This is a genomic window from Methylobacterium sp. B1 (genome assembly GCF_000333255.1).
Taxonomy (GTDB): Bacteria; Pseudomonadota; Alphaproteobacteria; order Rhizobiales; family Beijerinckiaceae; genus Methylobacterium; species Methylobacterium fujisawaense.
Window position 1 is genome coordinate 1 of the sequence record NZ_BACT01000184.1, and the last position, 23,331, is coordinate 23,331.

Genomic DNA, 23,331 nt, shown 5'->3' on the forward strand with positions numbered 1-23,331 from the left:
CGTTTGCGCACCCCAGCACGCTCTTGTTCTTTCTCCCTTAGCTTGAAGAGGCGCTGGTTGGCATTCGTGAAGAGCAACGTCGTCATTTCAAGCGAGCCGCGTTGGGGGGCAGCCGCCCTGATATCGAGGCGGCGATGACCCGAGATCTAAAGTGCCGCCGCGCCGCGTTTCTGCTCGGGAAGGGCCAGATCGATTTTGCACAACCGGCGGCAGCGGACGAGCACGACGCCTTGATCCCGAGATTGTTTTCGCCCGCCCTCGCCGATGGAGACCGTGTCGTCCTCGGAGTCGAGGCCTGGCCGCGCGAAAGGCATATGCGATCTTTACCCAGTACATGGCAATATTTGTTAGTAGTAAAATCTCCCCAATGGCACCGGATGTGGCCGAAAATTCATCGTCTGGCTTTATCGGGAATGTGCGCTTGTGAGCGACTCAATATCAGGTATATATTCTAGACGAATTGCGATCACACGAATTCGGGCGCGATCATTGCCCAAAATCGATCCGTGAATATATTGGTTGCCCGGGTATCATGGAATCAGCTATGGCTACCAACGGGAAACTTCTCGTACTTATTTCATCAACAATAATTTATTTCGCGCCGATATCGGAAGCGATTGCCGATATCGGAGTGGCGGACGCCAAGATAACTGGCGGAGAACTTTGGATTATAGGCTATTCCGACGAGAAAGAGGCTGATATCAGTCTAGATGGCCGTTTTTACCGTCAGATCGACCATCGGGGATATTTTGAATTCCGCGTGATCTATCATCCAGCGACGTGCATCGCGACCCTGCGCACGACGCGACAAGAGCGTAAGATCGTGGTGGCCAATTGCGGCGAGCAAGGACCAGCGGGACCTCCAGGACCGCCCGGGGCCGCTGCCGCGACCGGCCACAGTAACAGGGTCGAACAGGGCGACAGGATGGACGGCACCAAGCCGTCCGAGTTTAGCGGAACAGCAACATCCAGAACGGCCATCATCGGCCCTCCCGGGCCACCAGGGCCGAGCGGGCCGCCAGGATCCGCCGGCCCGCCGGGTCCCATGGGCCCACCGGGACCCGCTGGCCCGCCGGGGCCTGCTGGCCCACGAGGGCCTGCCGGGCCTGGAGGTCCGGCAGGCAGGGCAGGTCCACCGGGGCGGCCTGCAGCTATGCGACCCACAGTAGCGAGGACGGCGCCCCTTCGTCCGGCTCCCACGAACGCTCCCAACCGACAGGGCGGGAGCGCTCCCAGTTTTGGCGACGATCTCGAAACGAGTGATGGTGTGAGCCCGGGCGACAGGTACTGATCTCTGCACGATCAAGATCCGCCCATGCCGATGCCGGAGCGGATTGCGTAGCCCTGCTCCTCAAAGGACGTCGACGCCTTCCAGCTCCGAACGAGCGGCCGAACAGGAGCGGGCCATCGATCCTCCTTGCGGGGCGCTCACATGTTCCCGGCTGGCGGAAGTGGAATGCGGGCTTAGAGGCCTTGTTGACCATGCAGCCTTGCCGGCAGGCCCTCCACTTTCCGGGCCTCGAACTGCAGGCGATCCGAAGCCGCAGCCGTTCGATGGCTCCCGAGGCGGCAGTTCAAATTTCGCGCTCATACGCACCGGCTCAATTCATGTTGGCCCGTGGCTATAGGAGGCCGAACTGTCAGCGGGATCGGAGCCGGCGCGAGCTTTGTCGATCGACCAGACGACGTCCGTCTCGGAAACGAAAATTGGTCGTCCAACTTCTTTCTCCCTGAGCCATCGCGTAAATCCTGAAAAACCGCTTGTATGGAAAATCATCGGCCGGTCTAACGCTCGAAACGCTTTCATCAACGTCTCAGCCTCAGCTTCACTGATCTCCTTTTTGAGTGCAAGAGTTAGAAGCTCCATTCTGTCAGCCACCTTCTTCGGAGAGTAGCCTTTCACAGACGTGAGTTCACGGGTGCAATTCATCGAGTATCCGGCGCGAGACGTCGGAACCGGAACATCACCACACACGTATAGGGCACGCCCGGAAAACACCGCGAGAGGTCGCTCGTCGGGCGCAGTAAAAAGCACGGCATCCGGCGGGGCTTTCTCGCGGACCACCTGGAGCCAGGATGGCATCTCATTGGGTTCAGGCGCGACTTCCAACGCATAAATGTTCAAGGGGTTCGCGAAGCGCAAATCGGGATTGGTCCAGCGAGGAAATTCGTAGACAACGCACGACAAAAACAGAACGATCAAGACGCCCGCGAGGACAAATGACCGCGATCCGATGCCCGCCCACCGTGAAATTTCAGCTGCGACCACAGGTGCCGAAAATAATAAAGCTGTGAAGAGAAATTTATATCCGACGCCGTCGCGAACCGCGATTACAACGTAGGCAAATTGCAGGCCAAATGACACAACGATGAAGAATGATTGCGACCAAGACAGCCTTTTTCGTCGAAATATGACTGTCAAAAGCAATATTGAGTCAATCGCACAATAGATCCATCCCCATCTGACGAATTGAAGGGGAAAGTCACGAAGCTGCATGACGCTGAACGGAGGGACTTCAGAATCTCGTCCCAGAAAGAGACCATATAGAACAACCAAGCCAAAACTCGCGATCCAAAGTAAATTAATAAGGCAAATCCTTATAAAAGCCCACCTATCGAACGATTTCATACCACGGATCTGTTGCAGAATTTCATAGGCAATCAACGCAGCGAAAACGGCCATGCACGAGGGCAGAAACAAAGGATAGACCAAACCGCTTGCTAAAGACGATAGAGTCGCGAGGATGAGAAATGAAAGCCTCTTGAACTCTAGATAGGCCAATACGGCAAAGACCATCAAGGCAAATGAAGACAGCCCGAAGACCATCGTGTCCATATTCTGTATCTTTTCCATCATCGGCGTTATTCGCGCGTCTCCCAATGCATGATACTCTCTTCTAAATATGCCTAGTATAATATCAGGCAGACCTGAAGCTAGAAGTGCCACTGCAGTGCTTGCGGCTATGATCAGCGGGGCGCGACGCCGTCCAAGAAATAACACTGAACATTCGACGAGTAAGACAAACATCGATATGAAATGGAGTATGTTTACCGGTAGAAAAAGCCTTGTCGGTGAAATTTGGATTAGATTAGAAATGGCCCCTAGCTGCGCCCATCCAACCCAGCCATAATTTAGCCGAAAGCCCGCCATCTCGAACTCTTCGGGCAATCGAGGTAGCCGATTGAGTTGCTGTATAGCCGCAACCTGCATCATGTTATGCCAACCGTAATCCGTTCGGAATGTCTGACTCAGAACGGTGACGATGATCGGGATCGTCAACGCGCAAGCTAAAAGCGCAGGGTATCCGATGCCACGGGGGCTGAGTCTCGGGCGACGGTAAAAAAGAAGAATTGTAGCTACGAATACGTTCAATAAGCTTGCTAAGTAGGAAAATTGCTTGAAGTCTAACCCGACTGATATTGCAATCGGGAGCTCTAGAGACAAAAGCCCGGGAGATAGCACGAAAGCTGCTAAGACTCTCAATCGTATCGGAATTACCTCAGCCAGCAGGGCAACCAATAAAAGTCCCGGGGCTATCGCCAACGATCCAGCAAGGAGCACATTCACAGCTTCTGTCGCCATCGCCGCCATGATGCCTTCCGAAGGGACTGCGCTTACAGCGAAATATTATAAGCAAAAGGCACGAAAGCGCAAATTCGTACAATGGCCGTACCGAGTACTTAATTCAGTGGACATGACGCGCGCTATGTCGATACTGATGAAAGAGTCAACGTAATCGCGGTGAAGGGAATTTACGGAAAGTAAGTTTGCAAAATTGTATTATGATCAGATCTATCATATCAAGTTATCGGAACGCAGTAGAATTTCAAGGTTTTAGCGGGATAAATTCGATAATCGTGAGCGTATCTCAGCACAAAGAAACTCAAACGAAAAATCATGGGTCAGGTCCTTCCACTTTAGAGGCGAACGTCTGATCAGGGCGTGACGGAGAGGAAAGCCAAAAATACTCTCTGAAACGAACTCGCCGAAGCGGTTTTTCTCGGTGGCGGACTACCCGAGGCGAGTGACCCGACTCTCCCGATCCCCGTAATGGGCTAGGCGCGGGCATGTGTTGCGCGCCAGCTCCTGTCGGCTCCGAATGAGCGAAAGCGCGCTCGGTGTTGGTTCGAACGTATGAGCTGCCGCCGCTCAAGACAGGTCAGATGCGAAGGAAGCGCTAGGTTCGATGGTGCTTGCGACGCTTTCGGGAACGCTTTTTAGCTTCACTTGGGTCCAACTTGGGGTCATCAAGCCAAGACACCTCGATACAGACCACGCTGGTCGTCAGTGTGAAGAGACGAGTTTGACTATGGTATATTGGATCTAATACGCGTCATAAAATCATATCAAGGCTTGTCGCTCTCTACAACTAGACTAACTCAAGGCGCGCTGTGGAATTAATACTCGATTAGCCGATGTAATTTTTCGATTCACAACATTTTGTTTCTAAGTAATGATTCTAACAAATAAAGCTGACTTTCTCAGTGGAAGTACCATATCGATGTTGCGCGCACTCATAATTAACCGTGTTCATCATAGAAATGACGACGACAATCAGAAACTGAAGAATGTGGTCCCGGGCGAGCAGTGTGGATTCTGTGAAATTGTGGCCCGCCAAAAAGACAAATGAAGCCATGTATAAAGCGCCTGCATTGTTATTGTATTCCGAATGGCTCAAAAGTTTCGCAACGGGCTTGACGATTAGAAAATACAAGGTAATCGCCAGCCCTGGAAGGCCGATCTGCGACGCGATATCTAAATAGCCATTATGCCCCTGAGAGGCAATTTCGAACCAGCTTCCTCCTTTCGCGTAATCATAAACTGGGCTTGCGGATCCAATGTACCAGAAAGATCCATATCCGGCACCAAATCGCCAATGATCTGAGATATAAGCTATCAATACTCTCCAAATTTGTGAACGACCCGTCAATGTGTCATCGCGATCTAGAGGTTCTAATAACAATTCTCCATACCACAGCAGGATGACCACTACACAAAACGTGCCCGTCATTGCAACTGCGAAAGCAAGCGGCCAATCCCTATGATTGTTGGCGCGAAACGCATGGCCCATAAGGAGAGCCAGTAAAACGAGTGCGGTAGAAGTCTTGGATCCTGTTTTGATCAAAAATGTGAATGCAGCTATGATAAAGATCCAATTCAAAACGCGCAGACGCTTTGTCTCCCGAAAATACAGAATGATCACGGTTATCGCGCAGATTGCACCCATGAAATTTTTCTCGGGATAGATGCCACGCCAATCACCAATGAGAGCAGCATCCCGACCCGCCTCGGGCTGATGAATGCCAATGTTCGGGAAGAGCAAGACAGTCGCGTAGCTTGCGAGGATTACCAGCATTAATACAATACGGACGTGCGCAATAGTCTTTGCGGCACCTAGCGACTTGACAGCGATAGCAACTGAAAGAGCCACAATCGTCGTCAAGGCCAAACGGCGGGTCGCGATTGACGGATCGATAGCCCAGACGATACTCAGCCAACAGTACGCCAATACAACGCGAATGTCTGCTGCAAGCGCGGACAAGCCTCGAAAATCGCGATGAATGCCAGCTCCGACCATCGTAAATAATAAAATAAAAACATATGCTAGTTGTCGGATGGGATTTCCCTCAGTCATTGATGTGGTGCCCGCGCTCATCCCGTCCTGGGTGATTGGTGCACTGATGACCATTACGCAAAGTGCAAAGAAAGCGATCGACATGAGGCTTTCATGACCAGATGATTTTGAACTGCTGTCGATGGCACTGAGTGAAGCTGTCTGCATGAACCTATTCTCATCCGATGAGAGTGAAATTACTCCGCTTTTAAACAGCGTAACTGAAGTAAATCTCATTGCGGAAGCTCCGCGTTAAAGGCCCTGCTTCGCCTTTGATGCCGGCATGCAATAATTGATATCTCATGTTGTTGAGATCTCCTGAAATCAAATTATTTCCTCATTTTCGCGCCTTCGATAGTATTTTACTCGATAAAGTGGTCGACGTCTTAAGATGTGCGCGTCCGTTTTTCTGAAATCAATCGACGGTCGGATGCTGGCGCAGAAAGCAGTTCAGAATGAATTAAACTTATATGTTTATTCGGTGGGCGCTTATCCTTCCAAATCGGCATGGCCTATTGCCTTCACTGAAAGGATCATCTCGATTAGAAACTTAGCACAATGTAAAATCAAAATTCATCCATCGCTAATGCAACTCGTTAATTGGGCTGAAGACCCCCTTCAATGCAGACAGGAAAACAGCCAGACTTCAGCAAGCGATGCCGCAACAATTGAAATCTATTTCACGTCGAGCGAAACCGGCGGCGCCTCAGTTCAATGCATCGAACATATAAGGCACCTGTTCAGAAGATGGTCCATGTTAGCCCGCGCCTTAGTCGCATCTCCCTTGAGAGCCATTTTCGTACCAAAACGTCGGCATCCGTTTTTATTTGCACGTTCATACGAAAGCAGTAGATTTAGAAGAACCTGATATTTCGATCAGCCTCTCGTACCCTGATTCGGTAAGCGTATCACACCGTACTACCTATACCGGAGATCGCTCATCGAGCAATCTTGCTTCGGCTAGATTCCGTTTACGAGGGCCCGAAATGGCATCGACGCTATGGCGCATCGCCTCCTTAAGTCTTTCGATCTGTCTGAGCGCAGGTTTGGGTGGATGTCTGAGCTTGACGGTTTTGGATTCCATCGCTCCGATGCTGTCCGCTGATCCTGGGCCGGTGTCTGAGCTCGATGACGATGGACTGGTCGAGACGCCCCGTCTACGCCCGAGCGGCAATGGCGTGGACCCGATAACCGTACTCGCTCATCGCACACATGATCGAATGCGCGTTACATCCGTCGCCGCGAGGGAGGGCCTGCCGGCCTTCGCGGCTGCGGCGTCAACAAGCGAGCGGAACTCGGCAGTTTCGCGAAGGCGTGTCCAAGCCACGCAACGGCAAGTCAGCAATGCCGAGATCGCAAAGCGAGATCGTCAAGCGGAGGTCCTCATTCGGCAATCTGTTCGATCAATCTGCCAAGGATGCCAAGACTGAATGTGCGATACCGGTGCACCGTGCGCGGGTGTCAGCGACGACAACAGAGCGGAGATCGATTTTCGGTGAGCGTAGGCAGCCAGAGACGTACCTCGAACGGCCACGCAGATGACGCAGTTAACGCTCGGATCGCTCTGTATCACAGGATAGGTTGGATGTTCATATGACAGCGGCGTCGCTGCCGTCGAAGGAGACTCCATGTGGGGCTGAGACGCTCGGCGCCACCAGGTGCCGATAAATTCTTCATCCTTGGGGCGCCGCTGCGATCAATCCGCAACGCCGCGGGTGAGCCGACCGACAAGTCACCTCTGACGAGCTGGCTCGCAATTGAACAACATCGTCCATTCGAGCGCCAGCCAGCCTTTCCGTTTACTTTAAGCGCTTCGTGCTCAAGAACGTGGGACTTACCTCAAAATCTTGCGGGCGGGCAGAATACCATCTGCTTTGACAATCGTTTAGGCAATTCCAAGCAGCTGAAGCGCTATGTCACGCGGCGGGACATGCAGAGAGGCGAAAACTCGACTGATCTCGGTCGAGTCAAAATTTTCGTTGGCCCGGTATCGACAATGAGGATCAGATATGCGTAGTTAACCAAGGCCTGAATAATAGAGTGTACGGATTTGCGCCAAGCTCAGCCCGCTCTTGAATTTCAGCGCAGCACGCATGGCTCAAGGTCTCGATTGATTCGGGCCGGTGATGGTTTGATCATTGCGGCTCTATGCGTTGCGTCGGGGCTGCTGCTCTGCGCGAGCATCATATATTTGGTGGTATATCGCATATCTCCAGTTATCGCTCCGATAAATGCTCGCAGATCAATAGTGGTATGGCGTCGCTTTGGCTCGCTCGTGATTCAAGAAATTCGATCTTGGCGGTGATCGATTTGGACAAGGCTGACGATTATTGTTGGTTTCCTAGGCTGATCCACGCGAATGCGGAAATCTATTGAAAACCTTTGTCAAACAGTGACAATCTTATCGGATTGGTGCTGAACATCAATCCGAATTAAACGCTGTCGGCCCGTTCCCCCAGACTAGGTGAGCAAAATGATCAAAACTATGTGTTGACGATTGAGCGGCGGCATCAATCGCTAGCCATAGTCCGACAGATTATCAATTCAACTCATAAAACTCAAGCACGGTCCGCATTCACTGCAAAATTCCATCCTGACAATTATTTATTAGAGACATCGAAATAAATACGATATGTGTCAATTATACTTCCAAAGATGGGAACTGGACGACCAAAAATGCGTCAAAGCGCTTGACAAAACCGCGGTGAGCGGGTTGGCCGCGTATGGATTCTTCTGTATCCAACCATGGTTGAGGCGAGGTTGAGCCGCTTCTGTCATCCAAATCTGAGAAGCCGACAGGTAGGAGACCGCGCGCCTCGGATCGGGCGGCGCTGTCGGGCAGCATCAGCGTCCTGTGCGATGGCATGCAGGGGAAGCGTCTGCAGCGTTCTGAGATGAGCTGCAGCGGCAAGACGAGTTGGCGGCGGCGGCTGGGCGCGTGGCAAGTGGCTGGGATCTGGACGGCTCTGCACCGCGCGATGCTCGAGCAGCTTCAGGATGCCGCTGCGCTCGACTGGGCGCGCGCAGCCCTCGACAGTGCCTGCCTGCCGGCAAAAAAAGGGCTGAGCAACCGGCCGGAATTCGACCGACTGTGGGAGCAATGTACGAAGAGCCACCTCGTCGTGAATGCCCGGGGTACGCCGCTTGGCCTGACCTTCACCGGTGTCTGCTGTCACGACTGCCGAATGCTGGCGGCGATCCTCGACGCGGCGCCGGGCGTGCGCACCGGATGGCGGGGGCGCCCGCGAGGCACACCAATTGAGCTGCAGGCAGACAAGGGCTACGATCATCGTTGCTGCCGACGCGAGGGTTGGACCCGCGGCATCACACCATCGATCGCTCGACGGGGCATCGAGAGCAGCCAGCATCTCGGAGGCCATCGCTGGAGCGTGGAGCGAACTGCGGCCTGGCTCGCCCCAGTCCGTCGACTGAGCATCGGCTACGCGCAACGCTCTGACATCCATCTCGCCTTGCCGACGCTCGCCTAAGCCCTCATCTGCAGGACACAGCTCAACCGCTTTGGTCTCTGACTCTTAGGCTGTTTGTTCGAAACGCTGCGGCATCAGTCACTGATGGCCCGTGGCCAAGCTCGAGCAAATGACGTTTCCAACCATAAGGATTTGGCTCGGGAAAGTGGCTCCTGAGCAGTTGATTCTAGGCTGCCTTTGATCGCATCAGCGTGCCGAAACGCGCGTTCGGTTTGGGCCCGCTGATGCGACTAAACCTGTCTTTCCGCTAACATGCCGATTTGCGAATCCAAGACCGATGCCCTTTTCCGCCAACAGGGAACGATACCATTCGACCGTATGGCAACACAGGGCATTACCGGCACGCCCATCCCGGAGCGCCTCGTGGATATCCGACACGGCGCTCCCGATCGACCGATGTGCCCGAAATGCGAGTCGCTCTTCAGCTTTGGCAAAACTAACACGATAGTTTCGACGATCCTCACCGACGTCCACGAAGGAGACGGCGGGGGCAGACTCGCTTGCTAACCAGACCTGATAAGCTATTTCTGAGATCTGGAAGTTCTCATAACCTATGTTTAACGCTTGACCGGCAATGGCCGCATCGGGCGCATCCAGGGCAAACAAAATAGCTCGCGCGACGTCATCGACGTGGATGAGAGGCCGCCATTGTGCGCCATTTCCCGCTATACTGATACAGCTAAGCTCATAAGCATCAAGAGCCATCTTGTTGACGACTAAGTCGAAGCGCATCCGCGGCGACAGGCCGAAGACGGTGCCGTTACGCAAGGATACGGTGGAAAAAACCGAGCTATTACGACTCAATACGGCTTCTTCGGCTCTTGCACATGTCTCTGCATAGAGTGTGAGCGGCCGAAGCGCGAATTCCTCATCGACGTCGCTTCCAATATGTTCACCATAGACTGCGCAGGAACTTGCGAAGATATAGCGTTTGACCCCGGACCTTTCAGCAAGAACCACCGACGCTATTCGCCCTCGCTCATTGATCGATCGCGTGAGTTCTGAATCGAGGTCGCCGGACGGATCATTCGACAATGCAGCCATATCGACCACAGAGTCGCAATAATCGAAAACTCCTGGCGGAAAGTGGCGGATGTCACATTGTAAAATCTCCAAAGCGGAATGATCACGAAGGCAACGCAACGACTGTTGCCCGAAAAAGAACGCGTCGATTGCGCGAACGCGGTAGCCACTTTTGAGAAGCTGTGCGACGAGGACAGAACCAATATATCCGCCGGCTCCGGTGACAGCGACCGTCCTCTGCATCGTGAACACCCCGCTCGAAGCTCTCGGATTTCATGACGCAGAGGCGTCAATGGGTGTAGACAATCCCAACAAAGATAGCATCCGGTCAGCTTTTGGATGCCATCCTAAATATATCGCTGGCGTAATGATTGTGCTCTCAGTAAGCATCCAATTTGAATACAAGACACATTAAAACTGTTTTCAAAACAATTTTGACATCAAGCATAAGGCCGGCATTTGATACATACCAAAGATCAAGAGCAACGCGCTTTTCCATATCCGTAGCACAGGGCGTTGCGCCTCGTGACCCGTTAATCTGTGCCCAGCCTGTGATACCAGGGCGCACATGAAATCGAGAATTGTAATTTGGTATTATTTTACTGTAATAGATATCGTGGGAAACTGCGTGCGGCCGGGGCCCGACGATTGCCATTTGACACTTAATAACATTTAACAACTGCGGGAGTTCATCGAGACTGCTGCGCCTCAAAAACTTCCCAATTCGAGTTACCCGGGCGTCGCTGCGACTCGCTTGTAGGACGATGGGCCCGTTTTCTTGGACGTACATCGTACGAAACTTATATATATTGAACCTACGGCCATTCAGTCCGGTGCGTTCTTGCCTGAACATGATAGGTCCAGGACTGTCGAGTGATATCAAAATGGCGATCAACATGAAGAGTGGCATAAGAAGGAGGATGGCTGCTGCCGCAACTGCCATATCGATTGCGACATGTGCGCCGTGCCGAATATTGGATGTGTGGTCAGCTCCCGCTCGAGCTCCAGGATCTGAGGTCACAAGCAACCCGTTTTCAGCAGAACTCATCGCTTAAGCCTCCTCGATCTATTTCAAATAATCGATTGAGTAAAAGCGGCGTGTCGGATGCGAAACTCCGACTTTATTTCCTCCTCCTTGATAAAGACTATAGGAAAACGTTCTGCACATACACTGTGCCCTTCACAGTAAGCTAAATATCTAATACTTTACCAAAATTAATTTTATTGCGTTGTTGTATGATTGCGATTCTTGATCTTGCGCCATACGGTTTGGCGTGTGCTCTTACGACAAAGACGCATCGACTTTCGTCGGTTGAAGTCTGCAGCTCGGCGCTTTTGCAGTTCTGAAATTCCGTACGAATGACTTTGCTACTCGACGCGTCCGCAGAATTCGCTCAGGCAAGAGTCTGCGGCGCACGCTAACAGGCAGCCCGCTCTTAAATTTATGGCTACTGCCTGAACTCAGTGCACGACCTAAGCATCGTATCTGAATGCTCTATATCGACTCTCGCAGCGCTTGGCAATAGCGTTAATTTGCATTTACCAGCCGGATGTACTGACAGCAGGCGCGGCTTCTGGTAGTAAAAAGATCGATTTACAAAAGTCTACCGGATTGCAATTCGGCGGCGACGCAGAAACGAGCAACATAATGATTAATGATTTTGATCGATAAAATCCTGAGCGATATTTATCGCTGCTTTGATGATGCGAGGTCTTTATAAGAGCGTTCCGCAAAACCAAGACCTAGTCGTCGCGATAGCTCAAAAGATGGGAAAGTAGATATCGCTTTCTAACCGCGTTGGATTGGGGAGGGCCCGCCCTCCGCAGGTTTTCGATGAGATTCGCCCGAGCCTGATGAATGGGTGGAGTCGCATCGCGCCGTTCCAGTCGTCGAAAGCAAGCTTCAACGCAGGTCGTGCAGTGGACCTGTGCCTCGGCCAGAGGGGCTCAATTGCTCTGCCTTCAGCGTCAAAGGGGCAAATTCTATGCGTGAATTTTTCCAGCCATGCTCGATGAGGTGAAAACGGTTTCTCGTCCGAGGGGCCGTTGATTTTTCTCGTCAGCCGAGCGGTCCAGTGCCGGCAATGCGGCCACTGATGCTGTTCAAATTGTATTGGCTTGCTGCTTTCATTGGCAAAACCGCTATTTTCGAGCCTGAATTTGAAGCGGTTCCCACCTATCCAATCGACACTTGCCATAGATGCGGAAGCGCGCCTCGAAACCGCTATTCCTGTGCGTCGAATTCGGTATTGCGTTCCGTGAAGCGGCTGGATATAGGTTAACGAACTGTTAAGATGCCGTGTTGGCCCTACACCCGTATGATATAGGAGGGATGTAGAGATGTCGCATTTTGGCCGGCTGTCGACATACTTCGAATGGTCAGGTGCTGTTCAGTGGCGGCACCGCGTGGCCGTGGTTGTGCGGCCAGAGGGTAAAGTGTCTGGCCCTCGTGACGACAACACTCTCCAGCCACGGCCGGTTTACGGTGCGCTATTTGATGAGTCGAGCCCGCAAACGTCGCTGATCCGTGTCGGCGGGATTCCGACCGCACTGCTATCGCGCAAACAACTGGCACGGCGCATGGATGAGGATTGCCGTTTGGCAGCTTTGGGGCATCTTGTTGAACCCAGAATAATCGTTGCATCCAATGGATCGGTAATTGCCAGATTTCATCTTGATAAGAACTTCCGAAGATTTATTTCGAAAGCCTCAATCGTCGATGCTGATGGTGCATCGCTGGTCTTTGCGTCGCGCTTGTTTTGTCGAAGCCCGCTGCCCGAGCGGGTAGCGACGACTGATCTCATCCACGACTGCGCCGATCTAGCATCCCAAAAGTGCATACGTTTTTACTTCCTCGGCGGAAAGCCTGAGGTGGCTTTGCGGGCATCGCAGAAGTTGAAGCTGATTTTTCCGGATCTGCAGGTGGTGGGATGCCGCGACGGATATTTTAATCGCGCCGATGAGGATGAGATCTGTTCTGAGATACTTAGCACCGGAGCGCAGGTCTTATGGCTCGGTCTAGGCAGTCCGATGCAAGAAGAGATTGCCTGCTCCTGGCAGAAGAAATTGGGCGGTTTGGCCTGGATCAGAACCTGCGGCGGGCTCTTCGATCACATCGCGGAGGATGTTCCCCGAGCGCCACTATGGATGCAGGATATCGGTCTGGAATGGCTATACAGGATATATCAAGAGCCGAGACGATTACTTTTACGATATTTATGGTCCAATCCCGTCGCAATATTTTATCTTTTGACCCAAACGTCAGACGAGCCGATCTATCGTGAATCAGTGGCACTGAAATGATTAAATACGTTATTTATGGCCGAATATTGATTGTGGACGATGTACAGAAGAAGCGGGCCCATGCCCAAGTGCCGGGCTAGGTGACAATCAATGAGGCGGATTGGGATGTGCGCTGCGGTGACGTTGACGGAGCCGATCCAGCGTTCCGTACCGAAAGCCTCGATACGGTCGCAGCCGACCGTGTACTTCTTTGCCAACCATTCCTCATCTGGTGGTGTCGGCGAGCTGTGGAGCGATCTGGCTGCTGGATTGGCGGCTAAGGGATTTCGGACACGTCTCATCGCGCTTTGGCCGAGTGCCGACACATCGATGGCTGGCGATGAACACGTCGCTTGGCACCACATGGTCTCCGAGAAGCCACGATCGACACTTCGTCTTCTCTGTTTGATCAGAGATCTTGTTCTGCTCTTCAGGAAGGATACGCCAGATTGTGTCGTGACGGCGATGCCTGCCACAAACCTATTGGTTCCCGTGGCGGCTTTGCTTTCCTACAGGCGCATTCGAGCTATTACATCACATCATACACCTGCGAATACGTTGAAATGGCCTATGAACTGGCTTGATCGATATGCATCTATGCCGCCGAACGTCTCGGCGTCGGTCAGTGTCTCGAAGACGGTCGCGACGTCGTATCACTTGAAGCGGGGCTGGCTGCGATCAAAGCAGCGGGTCATCAGCAACGCGCTTTCTCCCGCGATCGAGCAGCATCTTTCGGAATTGTCCCGGATGAGGCAACCGCGCATCGGGGGTGATGCCTCCTTTCGCGTTATAAGCCTCGGCCGCCTCTCAGCGCAAAAGAATTACGACGTCTTGATTAAAGCGGCGTTGTACATGCCAAACGTGATTGTGAGCATCATAGGGCATGGACCTGAAGAGACGAGATTGCGTTCCCTGGCTGACCGCCTCGGTGTGACGGATCGGGTAAAATTTCTCGGACGCATGGGCCGCAAGGACGCACTTCGCGTGCTCGCGGCGGCCGATGTCTTCGTGCAGATGAGTCGCTTCGAAGGCCATAGCCTCGCACTCATCGAAGCGGCCAAACTTGGGTTGCCGCTTGTCGTTTCGAATATCCCGGTCCAATTGGAATTTATCACTGACGAGATCGGCCGACACTGCGGCATTTCAGTTGATCTCGACGATGAGCGTGGCTTAGCCCGCTCGATTGACCGATTGTCTTTCGATCGTGAATATTATGAGGATATGGCTTTGCGATCAAGACGTATCGCGGCAGCACTTTCATTCGATAAAACCATGTCACTCTATGAAGATCTTGTGTCTTAACGTCGGTTTTCGCCCGAGGAATGGGTAACGTTCGTCCGAAAGAGTCCTTCGATGCGGAACTGGCAATGAAGCTCACAATCGGGATTAAAGTTTTTAATGAGGCCGCCCGGATCGGGCGGGCGATCGAAACTGCGCTTGAGGCCGCCGCTCCGTACGGTGGTGAAGTCTTGATCGCTGATAGCGGATCCACGGACGGTACGCTGGAGATTGCGTTGCGGTACGACGTAAAGATCGTCCAATTGGCGAATCCAGCCGAGCGCTCGTGCGGCGCTGGTGCCCAACTCGCGTATATGTTCGCCCGCGGAGAGTTCTTCTACCTTCTCGACGGTGATATGGAGATCGATCGTTCATTCCTGCCGTGTGCGATACCATTTTTGGAGACGCATCCGGATTTCGCCGGGGTCGGGGGGCGTGTCGAAGAGGCGAATGTCGAGAACCATGAATTCCGCACACGGAAAATCAATGCGGAAAGGAGATGCGCTTATTACCCTCGTCTGATCGACCGTCTCGATTGTGGGGGGCTTTATCGCGTCTCGGCGGTAAAGCAGAGCGGGTATTTCGCAGACCGAAATTTGAAATCATTTGAAGAATTTGAGCTCGCTTCGCGATTGATTGCGGATGGCTGGAAACTCACCCGGCTCGATGTTCCTGCCGTCGTGCATTATGGGCATGCGTCCGAAAGCTATAAGCTCCTGCGGGCTCGATTTCTATCTGGCTACGCGAACGGCGTCGGCCAAGTTTCTCGGGCAATCCTCGCCCGGCCTCGCGGTCGGCAAGCGCTTTCTAAACTTACGCAGTTCTGGACATGCGCTGTCGTCGTGATCTGGTGGGCCGCAATTCTCACATTGACGATATTGGCAGTCTCAGACTGGCATTACCTCGCGTACCTTCTCGTGGCGATTGTCCTACCCGTGCTGTTTCTCATGCTGCGGCGCGGCTCAGTGCAAGCCGGGCTATATTCGTTCGTGGCGTGGAACACGGTTGCAATCGGCTTTTTTGCGGGGTTCGCCGCATCGCGCCGATCGCCGACGGAACGATTGGAGGCGGTGATCATCAGGGGGTGAATAAATGGCAAGTCACGGTTGCTGATCTTGGGGAAATTCGGGCTTGATGTCTCATTCGCTCAAGACGTGAATTTAAAACCTCGGCCTTTGTCTCGATGGCTGTGTTCAAGTAATTAAGGTCGTAGTTCGGAGATCGAGAAAAAGGGAAGGCGAGGCTGATTGTGGGCGTCCAGACCATAACTGAATCAGGGGTAGGCCAATTGTTCGCTTCGGTTCAATTCGCGATGCGGCCGAACACCGCGATGCTCTGCGGAAGAAGCGGGTGCGGATCGACCGGCGACCGACAGGTCTGGCAAATCCCCGTGTGGTGCCGGGATTGGGTCAATTGGCGGTCCGTTGCTGCACGAGGGTTCATGGTTGCAGCCAATGTTGGTTGAGTTGATGCTGGCTGAACTCGGTCTTGCGGACCCGAAGATGACCGGGCGATCTGCGGTCGCGCATTGCATGTGGAGGCTTCGTCGGCCGTTCGATCAGCGAAGCTCGTCGATGATGCGCCTGTCGCTGTCCGTGTCTTTACGCGGTCTCGCCCTGTTGCTTTGGGGGCTCGTGCTGCTGCCCGTCGCTCGTGCGGAGACCTATCTCTGGCGGCCGGTGAAGATCGGCGGCGGTGGATTCATAACCGGATACTCATCCGATGCCAGCGGGTCGACGCGCGTCGTCAGAGCGGATGTGTACGGAGCTTATATCTGGAGCGACACGGCCAATCGGTGGATCCAATTGGTGACCACCGCGTCGATGCCGTCGACGTTTCACGTTCAGAACGGACTCAACGAGGGGGTGTACGAGGTCGTCGTTGCCCCGTCCGACGCGCGCCGGATCTATCTGGCTCTGAAGGGAAGGGTCCTTACCTCGCGGGATGGAGGGCGGTCATTCGCCGCCTCATCGACAGCTCCGTTCGAGCATGGCTTCGATCCGAATAGCGAGTTCCGCAATTACGGGCCGTTCATTTCGGTCGACCCTGTGCGTCCGGACGTTGCGCTCGTCGGAACTCCGGCCGATGGTCTCTGGCGTACCGATGACGGCGGCGTGACGTGGTCACGCATCCCGACCGTGCCTCCGGCGATGGATCTACGCCCGGCGCAGGACGGCCATCAGAGCCCCGGCATCATCACGTGGTTCGAGAAACCGGGCGGCCAAGTCGCAGGGCGCGTCTGGGCGATGTCGGCCGGAAACGGCCTTTTCGCCTCGTCCGACGGCGGCCGAAGCTTTTCCCGCCTGGCATCCGACGGGCAGGGCGGGCCGTCGCTTCTCACGCAGGGCGCCTTCGCGCGCGACGGGACCTTCTTCGGTGTCGATCGCGAGACACGAATGGCTTGGCGTTATCGCGGGGGTGCATGGCAGAGCCTTACATCCAACGGAGGCCTGCCAAGCCTGCCCTTCGCAGCCGTGGCGATCGACCCGGACGATTCACGCATCCTCGTCATCGATGAAAGCGGGACGGTGTTCCGATCGAATGACGGAGGACGGTTGTGGACACGACTGGCGCATGAGTCCCGGGTCGGGTCCGGCGACCCGCCATGGCTTCGCGTGAGCAATGCGTCCTACTTCGCCATGAGCCGTATCATGTTCGATCCTGTGAAGAAGGATCGGCTCTGGGCTGGCGCAGGCATGGGCGTGTTCTACGCCGACCTCTCCGACTCTTCGCGGACAGTGACGTGGGTCAGCCAGACCCGGGGGATCGAGGAGCTCGTCGCGAACGACGTCAACCAAGCCACAGGGCAGGCCCCCCTGTTTGCGGTCTGGGATTTCGGTATTCACGTCAAGCGGGACCTGACGGCGTACTCAACGACATACGGTCCGAAAGAGCGTGTGCTGATCGCAGCACAGCAAGTGGCGCTGACACCCGCCAATCCGCGATTCGTCGTGACGAATGCGTCCGATACCCGAACGTCCTGCTGCTCGGAAGACGGCGATGCCGTGCTGGCCGGGTACAGCTTGGATGGCGGCGACAGCTGGACCAAATTCGCCGCGCTTCCGACCCCGCCGGGGACCCGTCCCGAGGACCCCTGGCGCATGGCGTTCGGTACGATCGCGGTCTCGGCCGGCGACACCAACAACATCGTCTGGGAGCCGACCTATAACCGCGCTCCGTTCTACACGAAAGATCTCGGCCGAAGCTGGCGACGGGTGGTACTGAGCGGCGAGTCCCTTCCGTTCACGGGCTCACATCCGCACATATACCTGTCGCGGAAGACACTCACGGCGGACGGCACGCGGCCCGGCGTCTTCTATCTCGTCCACAGCGGGGAGGGGGCGAATCAGCGGCTCCAAGGGCTTTGGCGGACGGGCGACGGTGGCGAGACTTGGCGCCACGTCTTCAAGGGTGAGATCGCGCCGAACACCGGGTACGCCGCGAAGCTCCGCGCCGTGCCAGGTCGACCGGGCGAGCTCTTCTTCACGTCGGGCATCCCGTACGCAACGGGGACGCCCCTGAGGCGCAGCCGCGACGGCGGGGAAACCTGGACCTCGATCCGCGGTGTCAGCCAAGTGGATGATATCGCTTTTGGTCGACCAAATCAGGCAGGTTATCCTACAATTTTCTTATCCGGTCGGCTGAATGGCGAATATGGATTCTGGCGATCGATTGATGAAGGTGAGAATTGGACGAAGATAGGGGCTTTCCCCGTCGGCAGCTTGGATCAGGTCACTGTTCTCGGCGCCGACACCGATCATTTCGGCCGTGTCTACGTGGGTTACATGGGGTCCGGTTTCCTGGTCGGGGAACCGGCCGACTGCAAAGCGAAGCCCTACGCATTCGGAGAGGACGCAGAATGCTTTTCGCTGCGCTGAGACCCGCGAACGCGGCCTCTCCGGTCCCCGTGTGGCCCCGAAGATCGGCGCTGTGGCGACTCCGGCAATGAGTCTCCGGCTGGGAAATCGTCATCTCGGTCGGGACCTGACCAGCCGGACATGGATCTCGGCAATTCAGCAGTCCTGATTGAGGTGGCCCTGTTCAAATCGGTAGCGGAGCTTTCGATCTGTGATGATGCGATCTGTTCTGCACGATCTCACCCGCCGGATTCAGTATGGTCGGTCTACGAGCTTGGGAGCCGGGTCCTTGCTGTCAGGGCACATCGCTTCGGGGGGCGAGGCCGTTCGGCACCCGGCTTGGCCGAAACTCGGGTCTCGCGAGGTTCCCCTCATCCTCGATCTCGATGGAACGCTCCTGCGGACGGATGTCCTCTACGAGAAGGCGCTTGCGTTGGTGCGGGCCGATCCGCTGAACGTCCTGCGCATGCTCTACTGGGCCGTGGGCGGCCGCGCCCACCTGAAGCGGCGCATGGCCCAGGCTGTCACGCTCGACATCGAGGCGCTGCCGGAAAACCCCGAGCTGGTCGCCTTCGCAGAGGCCGAGGCCAAGGGAGGCCGGCCGATTCACATGTCGACCGCCACCGACAATGTGACGGCCTCCCAGATCGCCCGCCGCTTCCCGTTCATCAGCAGCGTCATCGCCAGCGACGGGCAGACGAATCTGAAAGGGTCCGCCAAAGCGGCTGAGCTCGCCCGCCGTTTCCCGCTCGGCTTCGACTATGCGGGCGACAGCCGCGCCGATCTGCCGGTGTGGCATGCCGCCCGGCAGGCGATCGTGGTCGGCGCCACCCCGGGGGTGGAGCGCGCGGCCGGCAGAGCAGCCGACGTCGCCGGCGTCTTCCGGCGCCCGCCCTACGGTCGCCTGCTCCTCAAGAGCATGCGGTCCCATCAATGGGCCAAGAATGCGCTTGTTCTCGTGCCCGCAGTCCTGGCCAACCGCTTCCTCGACCCGTCCGCCCTCGGATCGCTCGCGATCAGCTTCGTGGCGCTCTGCCTGATCGCCTCGGCGACCTACATCCTCAACGACATCTGGGACGTCGCGGACGATCGTCGGCATTGGTCAAAGAAGAACCGTCCTCTCGCCAGCGGCCAGTTTCCGATCGTCTACGGCCTCGCCGCCGTGCCGGCCGGTCTGGGAGCCGGATTCCTGCTCGGCGCGCTGGCTGGCCCGAAGGTGGTTCTCACGTTGGCAGCCTATACCGGGCTGACGCTCGCCTACTCGTTCTACCTCAAGCGGGTGGTCCTGCTCGACGCCTTGACGCTCGCCAGCCTCTTCACGATTCGTTTGGCGGTGGGCACCGCCGCGGTGGAGGCCATCGCCTCGCCGTGGCTGTTCGTGTTCTCGATGTTCCTGTTCACCTCACTGGCCTTGGCGAAGCGCCACACCGAGATCGCCCGTGCCACGGCGCGCGGCGCGGCTCAGATCAACGGACGCGGCTACGTGGCAGTGGATTTGCCCCTCGTGCTGGCCGCCGGTGTCGCCGCGGGCACGTCCGCGCTCCTGATCTTGGTGTTCTACGTGATCGACGACGCGTTCAAGCAGACCTTCTATGGCGATGTGGCATGGCTCTGGGGCTTCCCCCTGGCGCTTTCGATTATCCTGGGGCGAATCTGGGTCGCGTGCCAGCGCGGCACGCTGCAGGATGATCCGGTTGTCTTCGCGCTGACGGACCGGCTGGCGTTGACGGCCGGCAGTGCGCTCGCGATGTGCTTCGTGCTGGCTTGGGCGGGCTTTTCGGTCTGAGATGATGCGGCTCTACCTGCAGGACCTCATCCGCCTCGACCAGCGCGTCCGATTTCTGCTCGCGGGCGGCTTCGCCTCGGGCGTGAGTTGGGCATCACGCTTCCTGTTCAACACCGTAATGCCGTTCGCGCTTGCGGTCGCCACAGCGACCGCGCTCGGCATGGTGATTGGCTTCCTGATCTACCGCAGCTTCGTCTTCCCGGGCTCGTCGCGATCCCTTGCCGCGCAACTCGGGGGGTTCCTCCTGGTCAATCTGATCGGGGGACTCGTCACCGTGGCGGTGGCGATTGTCGCACGCGATGGGCTGTTGATGCCGCTCGGCCTTACAGAGATCGCGGCGCCTGCCGCGCACGCGATCGGTATCATGGCCGGTGCCGTCGCCAACTATATTGGACACAAGACGGTCACCTTCAGGACGGCCTGAATGCTCCTCCGAGAGCGCTGATCATGCCCCCGTGCTGCTTTCCCGCGCGCGGCGTCAAAACGGACTGTCGCGCATCCGCGGATCATCCCCTCGCGCCTTGCCGCGCACGTTCGTCGGCTGGAGCGGCGCGAGACCCGCCGAAGCCGCGCCGGTCCGGTCGAATCGCGCCGCCTGGAGTCCTCCGTTCCGGAAGGCCGGGGATGCAGCGGCTAACCCGAGCCAGACGCCGCGATTTCGCGATCGCTGAGGTGTCGGCAACGTCGTGTCGAACGGTGGTCTGAGCGGCTTCGGCTGGCGCGGTCGTCTTGATCCTGGAACCGCGCGCTTATCCCCGGAACCGGCGGTCGATTCGTTGCCGCGCAGCCAGGTTGTACTGCGCGTCGCGAGCGATCAGGAGGTCGAGCGGTCGGTTCGCTAGCAACCGATCCCGTTAAGCCGCGCCCCGCTGGCGCATGAGCCAGCATCCAGCGAGCAGAGCGGCACAATTGCCAGAGATGAAGACCGCGAGGATCGAGAAAACCAAGCCGCTGCCGATCGTGGAGATGAACGCAACGAGAGCCGCTGCGAAAGCCGAGGCGATGATAAAGACCATGTCTTGGCATCCTCGCTTGGAGCAATCGCCAGCTCACGCCGATCGTGAACTCTCCTCGTCAATCGTTACAGAAGCGTAAACAGTAATTTGCCAGCGCAGCACCTCGGTAAGGCCGACCACCGGACCCCTATCGCGACGACGCTCATGAACGGTGAACTGGACCGCGTCGCGCCTCAGCCGATGCAACGGAGGACGGCGCCGAGCTCGGCCCCCGGTCTCAACGACGTCCCCGCCGGCACGGCAATCGGGATCTCCTGTCCGCAGCTTGGACTTGAGCAAGGCAGCAGCGATCGCCTCGCGCGAGAAACCCGATGGCATCTGCGGGGAACCGCTTAGGCAACGGGGGCCTTCATTGAGTCGGCGCGTGTTTGGGCTCTGCGCCGCGGGTGCGCCGTATGCTCAGGGGGCCGCGACCCGTGGCGACCGGACCAAAGGCGTAAAGCGGCCTCGGTCGTGTCGGCCCGCGCGAGCCTGACGCGCGGCGCGTCGACAGACATCAGAGCAGATCAGACGATCGGACGGCCGTCTCGTGGGGGGGCTTGATCTGTTATACCGCGCGGTATTCCGACTGCCCGGACGGTGTATACTGATACCGAACAACCCTCCTTCAGCGAGGTCAGCTGAATGGCTGTCCCATTTTATCGACACGCCCTCCCGGCTTGCTACGCTGAACGTGTCGCGTCGGTTCTCGCGAGTCCCTTTCTCACGAGCGGTCCGCGGTGCCAGGAGGTCGAAACGACGCTGCGCCGCTTCTTCGGGGTCGGGAGCGCCAAGCTGACGTCAAGCTGGACGCAGGGCGCGGTCGCAACTTTGCTCGCCCTCGATATCGGACCGGGCGACGAGGTCATCGTTCCTGCCATGACATTCGCCGCGACAGCCAATGTCGTCCGGCAAGTTGGAGCGACACCGATTTTCGTGGACGTTGATGCGCGAACGTTGCTCATGGACCTGACCCAGGCAGGGCAGGCGGTGACCACGAGGACCAGAGCCGTCATCCCGGTTCACCTGTATGGCCAGATGGTGGATATACCGTCGCTCAGGGCCGTGATCCCCGAGTCGGTCAAAATCATCGAAGACGCGGCGCACTGCTTCGAAGGCACGCGAGACGGCCGGCGTCCGGGCCAGCTCGGCGATGCAGCGATCTTCTCGTTCTACGCGACCAAGAATGTGACCTGCGGCGAAGGCGGCGCCGTCGTCACAAACGATTTGGCTCTGGCGGATGCCTTGGCTCAGACCGTTCAACACGGCATGTCGGCGAGCGCGGCCCGGCGTTTCGAGGGGCATACCTACCGCCATTGGGACATCGCCCGCTTGGGGACGAAGGCCAACCTCCCGGATTTGCTCGCGGTCCTTCTGGAGCCGCAGATCGCTGAGATCGACCTGCAACTGCAGATCCGGGAACGTCTCTGCAGACGGTATGAGGCTGCACTCGCGGGCACGCCCTTCAGGTGGCCGACCATCGACGCCGACGCTGTCTCGGCGCGGCATCTATTCCCGATCCACGTTCCGGGCGGGGCGCGGGATGCCGTCTTGAATGCTCTCGGCGAGGCCGGGATCGGTGCGACCGTGAACTATCGCTGTGTTCCCGCGCTGAGCCTGTACCGCACCGCGCAAGCGCAGCTTCGTTTTCCCATCTCCTGGCACTGGGGCGAAGGTACGCTCTCGCTTCCGCTATACCCGAGCCTGCGTGAGGATGAGCAGGACGAAGTCATCGCGGCCCTGCGGCGTTCCATTGCGACAACGGGCTTATCGGGCGCCGAGCCTGCACCGATCGCGTTCTGATCACACTTCGGTTTCTCGCATGCCTCGGGTGTGCTCCAGCTGTTCGGCAACGGTGTCGGATGGCCAGGACAAGTCGGGCGTTCACGCCCGATGGCCAATGCGAAGCCGCATCGTACCTCGCTGAACGGGCGCTCGCCCCGCGTTTTCGGTCGTCAGGATCGATGCGGGCTTCTTCCTCCGGCCCGGTTGCGTCCCTGTCCGATC

12 protein-coding genes and 1 pseudogene are annotated in these 23,331 nt (G+C 56.6%); 8 read left to right on the forward strand and 5 right to left on the reverse strand.

Annotated elements, in window-relative coordinates:
• Positions 1–980 precede the first annotated feature (980 nt).
• The 3 genes from I53_RS34690 to I53_RS30915 form a co-directional block, all read right to left on the reverse strand.
• Positions 981–1,136, reverse strand: a complete 156-nt coding sequence (locus tag I53_RS34690; protein WP_215490494.1) for a hypothetical protein — start codon at positions 1,134–1,136, stop codon at positions 981–983.
• Between the two features lie 470 nt (positions 1,137–1,606).
• On the reverse strand, positions 1,607–3,592 hold the full coding sequence (locus I53_RS33010; RefSeq protein ID WP_148291067.1) for a hypothetical protein: 1,986 nt from the start codon (positions 3,590–3,592) through the stop codon (positions 1,607–1,609).
• A gap of 868 nt (positions 3,593–4,460) precedes the next feature.
• Positions 4,461–5,783 (reverse strand): O-antigen ligase family protein, encoded by a 1,323-nt coding sequence (locus tag I53_RS30915; protein ID WP_187294303.1) that lies wholly within the window; start codon positions 5,781–5,783, stop codon positions 4,461–4,463.
• Between the two features lie 2,591 nt (positions 5,784–8,374).
• Between I53_RS30915 and I53_RS30315 the strand changes: the two are divergent.
• Positions 8,375–9,103 (forward strand): annotated as a pseudogene (locus I53_RS30315) (IS5 family transposase); the annotation flags it as partial.
• A gap of 186 nt (positions 9,104–9,289) precedes the next feature.
• On the opposite strand, the gene I53_RS30920 reads toward I53_RS30315, so the two are convergent.
• Positions 9,290–10,369, reverse strand: a complete 1,080-nt coding sequence (locus tag I53_RS30920; RefSeq protein ID WP_148291069.1) for an SDR family oxidoreductase — start codon at positions 10,367–10,369, stop codon at positions 9,290–9,292.
• A 136-nt stretch (positions 10,370–10,505) separates the two neighbouring features.
• Entirely contained in the window at positions 10,506–11,174 is a 669-nt protein-coding gene (locus I53_RS30320) for a sugar transferase (protein WP_051044673.1), read from the reverse strand.
• Positions 11,175–12,466: 1,292 nt separating this feature from the next.
• Here I53_RS30320 and I53_RS30325 point away from each other — a divergent pair.
• The 7 genes from I53_RS30325 to I53_RS04965 all read left to right on the forward strand — a co-directional run bounded on the left by I53_RS30325 (position 12,467) and on the right by I53_RS04965 (position 23,127).
• On the forward strand, positions 12,467–13,429 hold the full coding sequence (locus I53_RS30325) for a WecB/TagA/CpsF family glycosyltransferase (protein WP_251982224.1): 963 nt from the start codon (positions 12,467–12,469) through the stop codon (positions 13,427–13,429).
• A 180-nt stretch (positions 13,430–13,609) separates the two neighbouring features.
• Positions 13,610–14,710 (forward strand): glycosyltransferase, encoded by a 1,101-nt coding sequence (locus tag I53_RS30925; protein ID WP_187294304.1) that lies wholly within the window; start codon positions 13,610–13,612, stop codon positions 14,708–14,710.
• Between the two features lie 65 nt (positions 14,711–14,775).
• Positions 14,776–15,774, forward strand: a complete 999-nt coding sequence (locus I53_RS04945; protein WP_043347339.1) for a glycosyltransferase — start codon at positions 14,776–14,778, stop codon at positions 15,772–15,774.
• A 381-nt stretch (positions 15,775–16,155) separates the two neighbouring features.
• Positions 16,156–18,564, forward strand: coding sequence for a sialidase family protein (locus I53_RS04950; RefSeq protein ID WP_210161563.1), 2,409 nt, complete (start codon positions 16,156–16,158; stop codon positions 18,562–18,564).
• Between the two features lie 283 nt (positions 18,565–18,847).
• Complete coding sequence (locus I53_RS04955) at positions 18,848–20,329, forward strand: UbiA family prenyltransferase (RefSeq protein WP_043347354.1); 1,482 nt, start codon at positions 18,848–18,850, stop codon at positions 20,327–20,329.
• Position 20,330: 1 nt separating this feature from the next.
• A complete protein-coding gene (locus tag I53_RS04960) occupies positions 20,331–20,753 on the forward strand; it encodes a GtrA family protein (protein WP_051044675.1) in 423 nt (140 codons plus the stop codon).
• Positions 20,754–21,969: 1,216 nt separating this feature from the next.
• Complete coding sequence (locus tag I53_RS04965) at positions 21,970–23,127, forward strand: DegT/DnrJ/EryC1/StrS aminotransferase family protein (RefSeq protein ID WP_051044676.1); 1,158 nt, start codon at positions 21,970–21,972, stop codon at positions 23,125–23,127.
• The last annotated feature ends 204 nt before the right edge of the window (positions 23,128–23,331 follow it).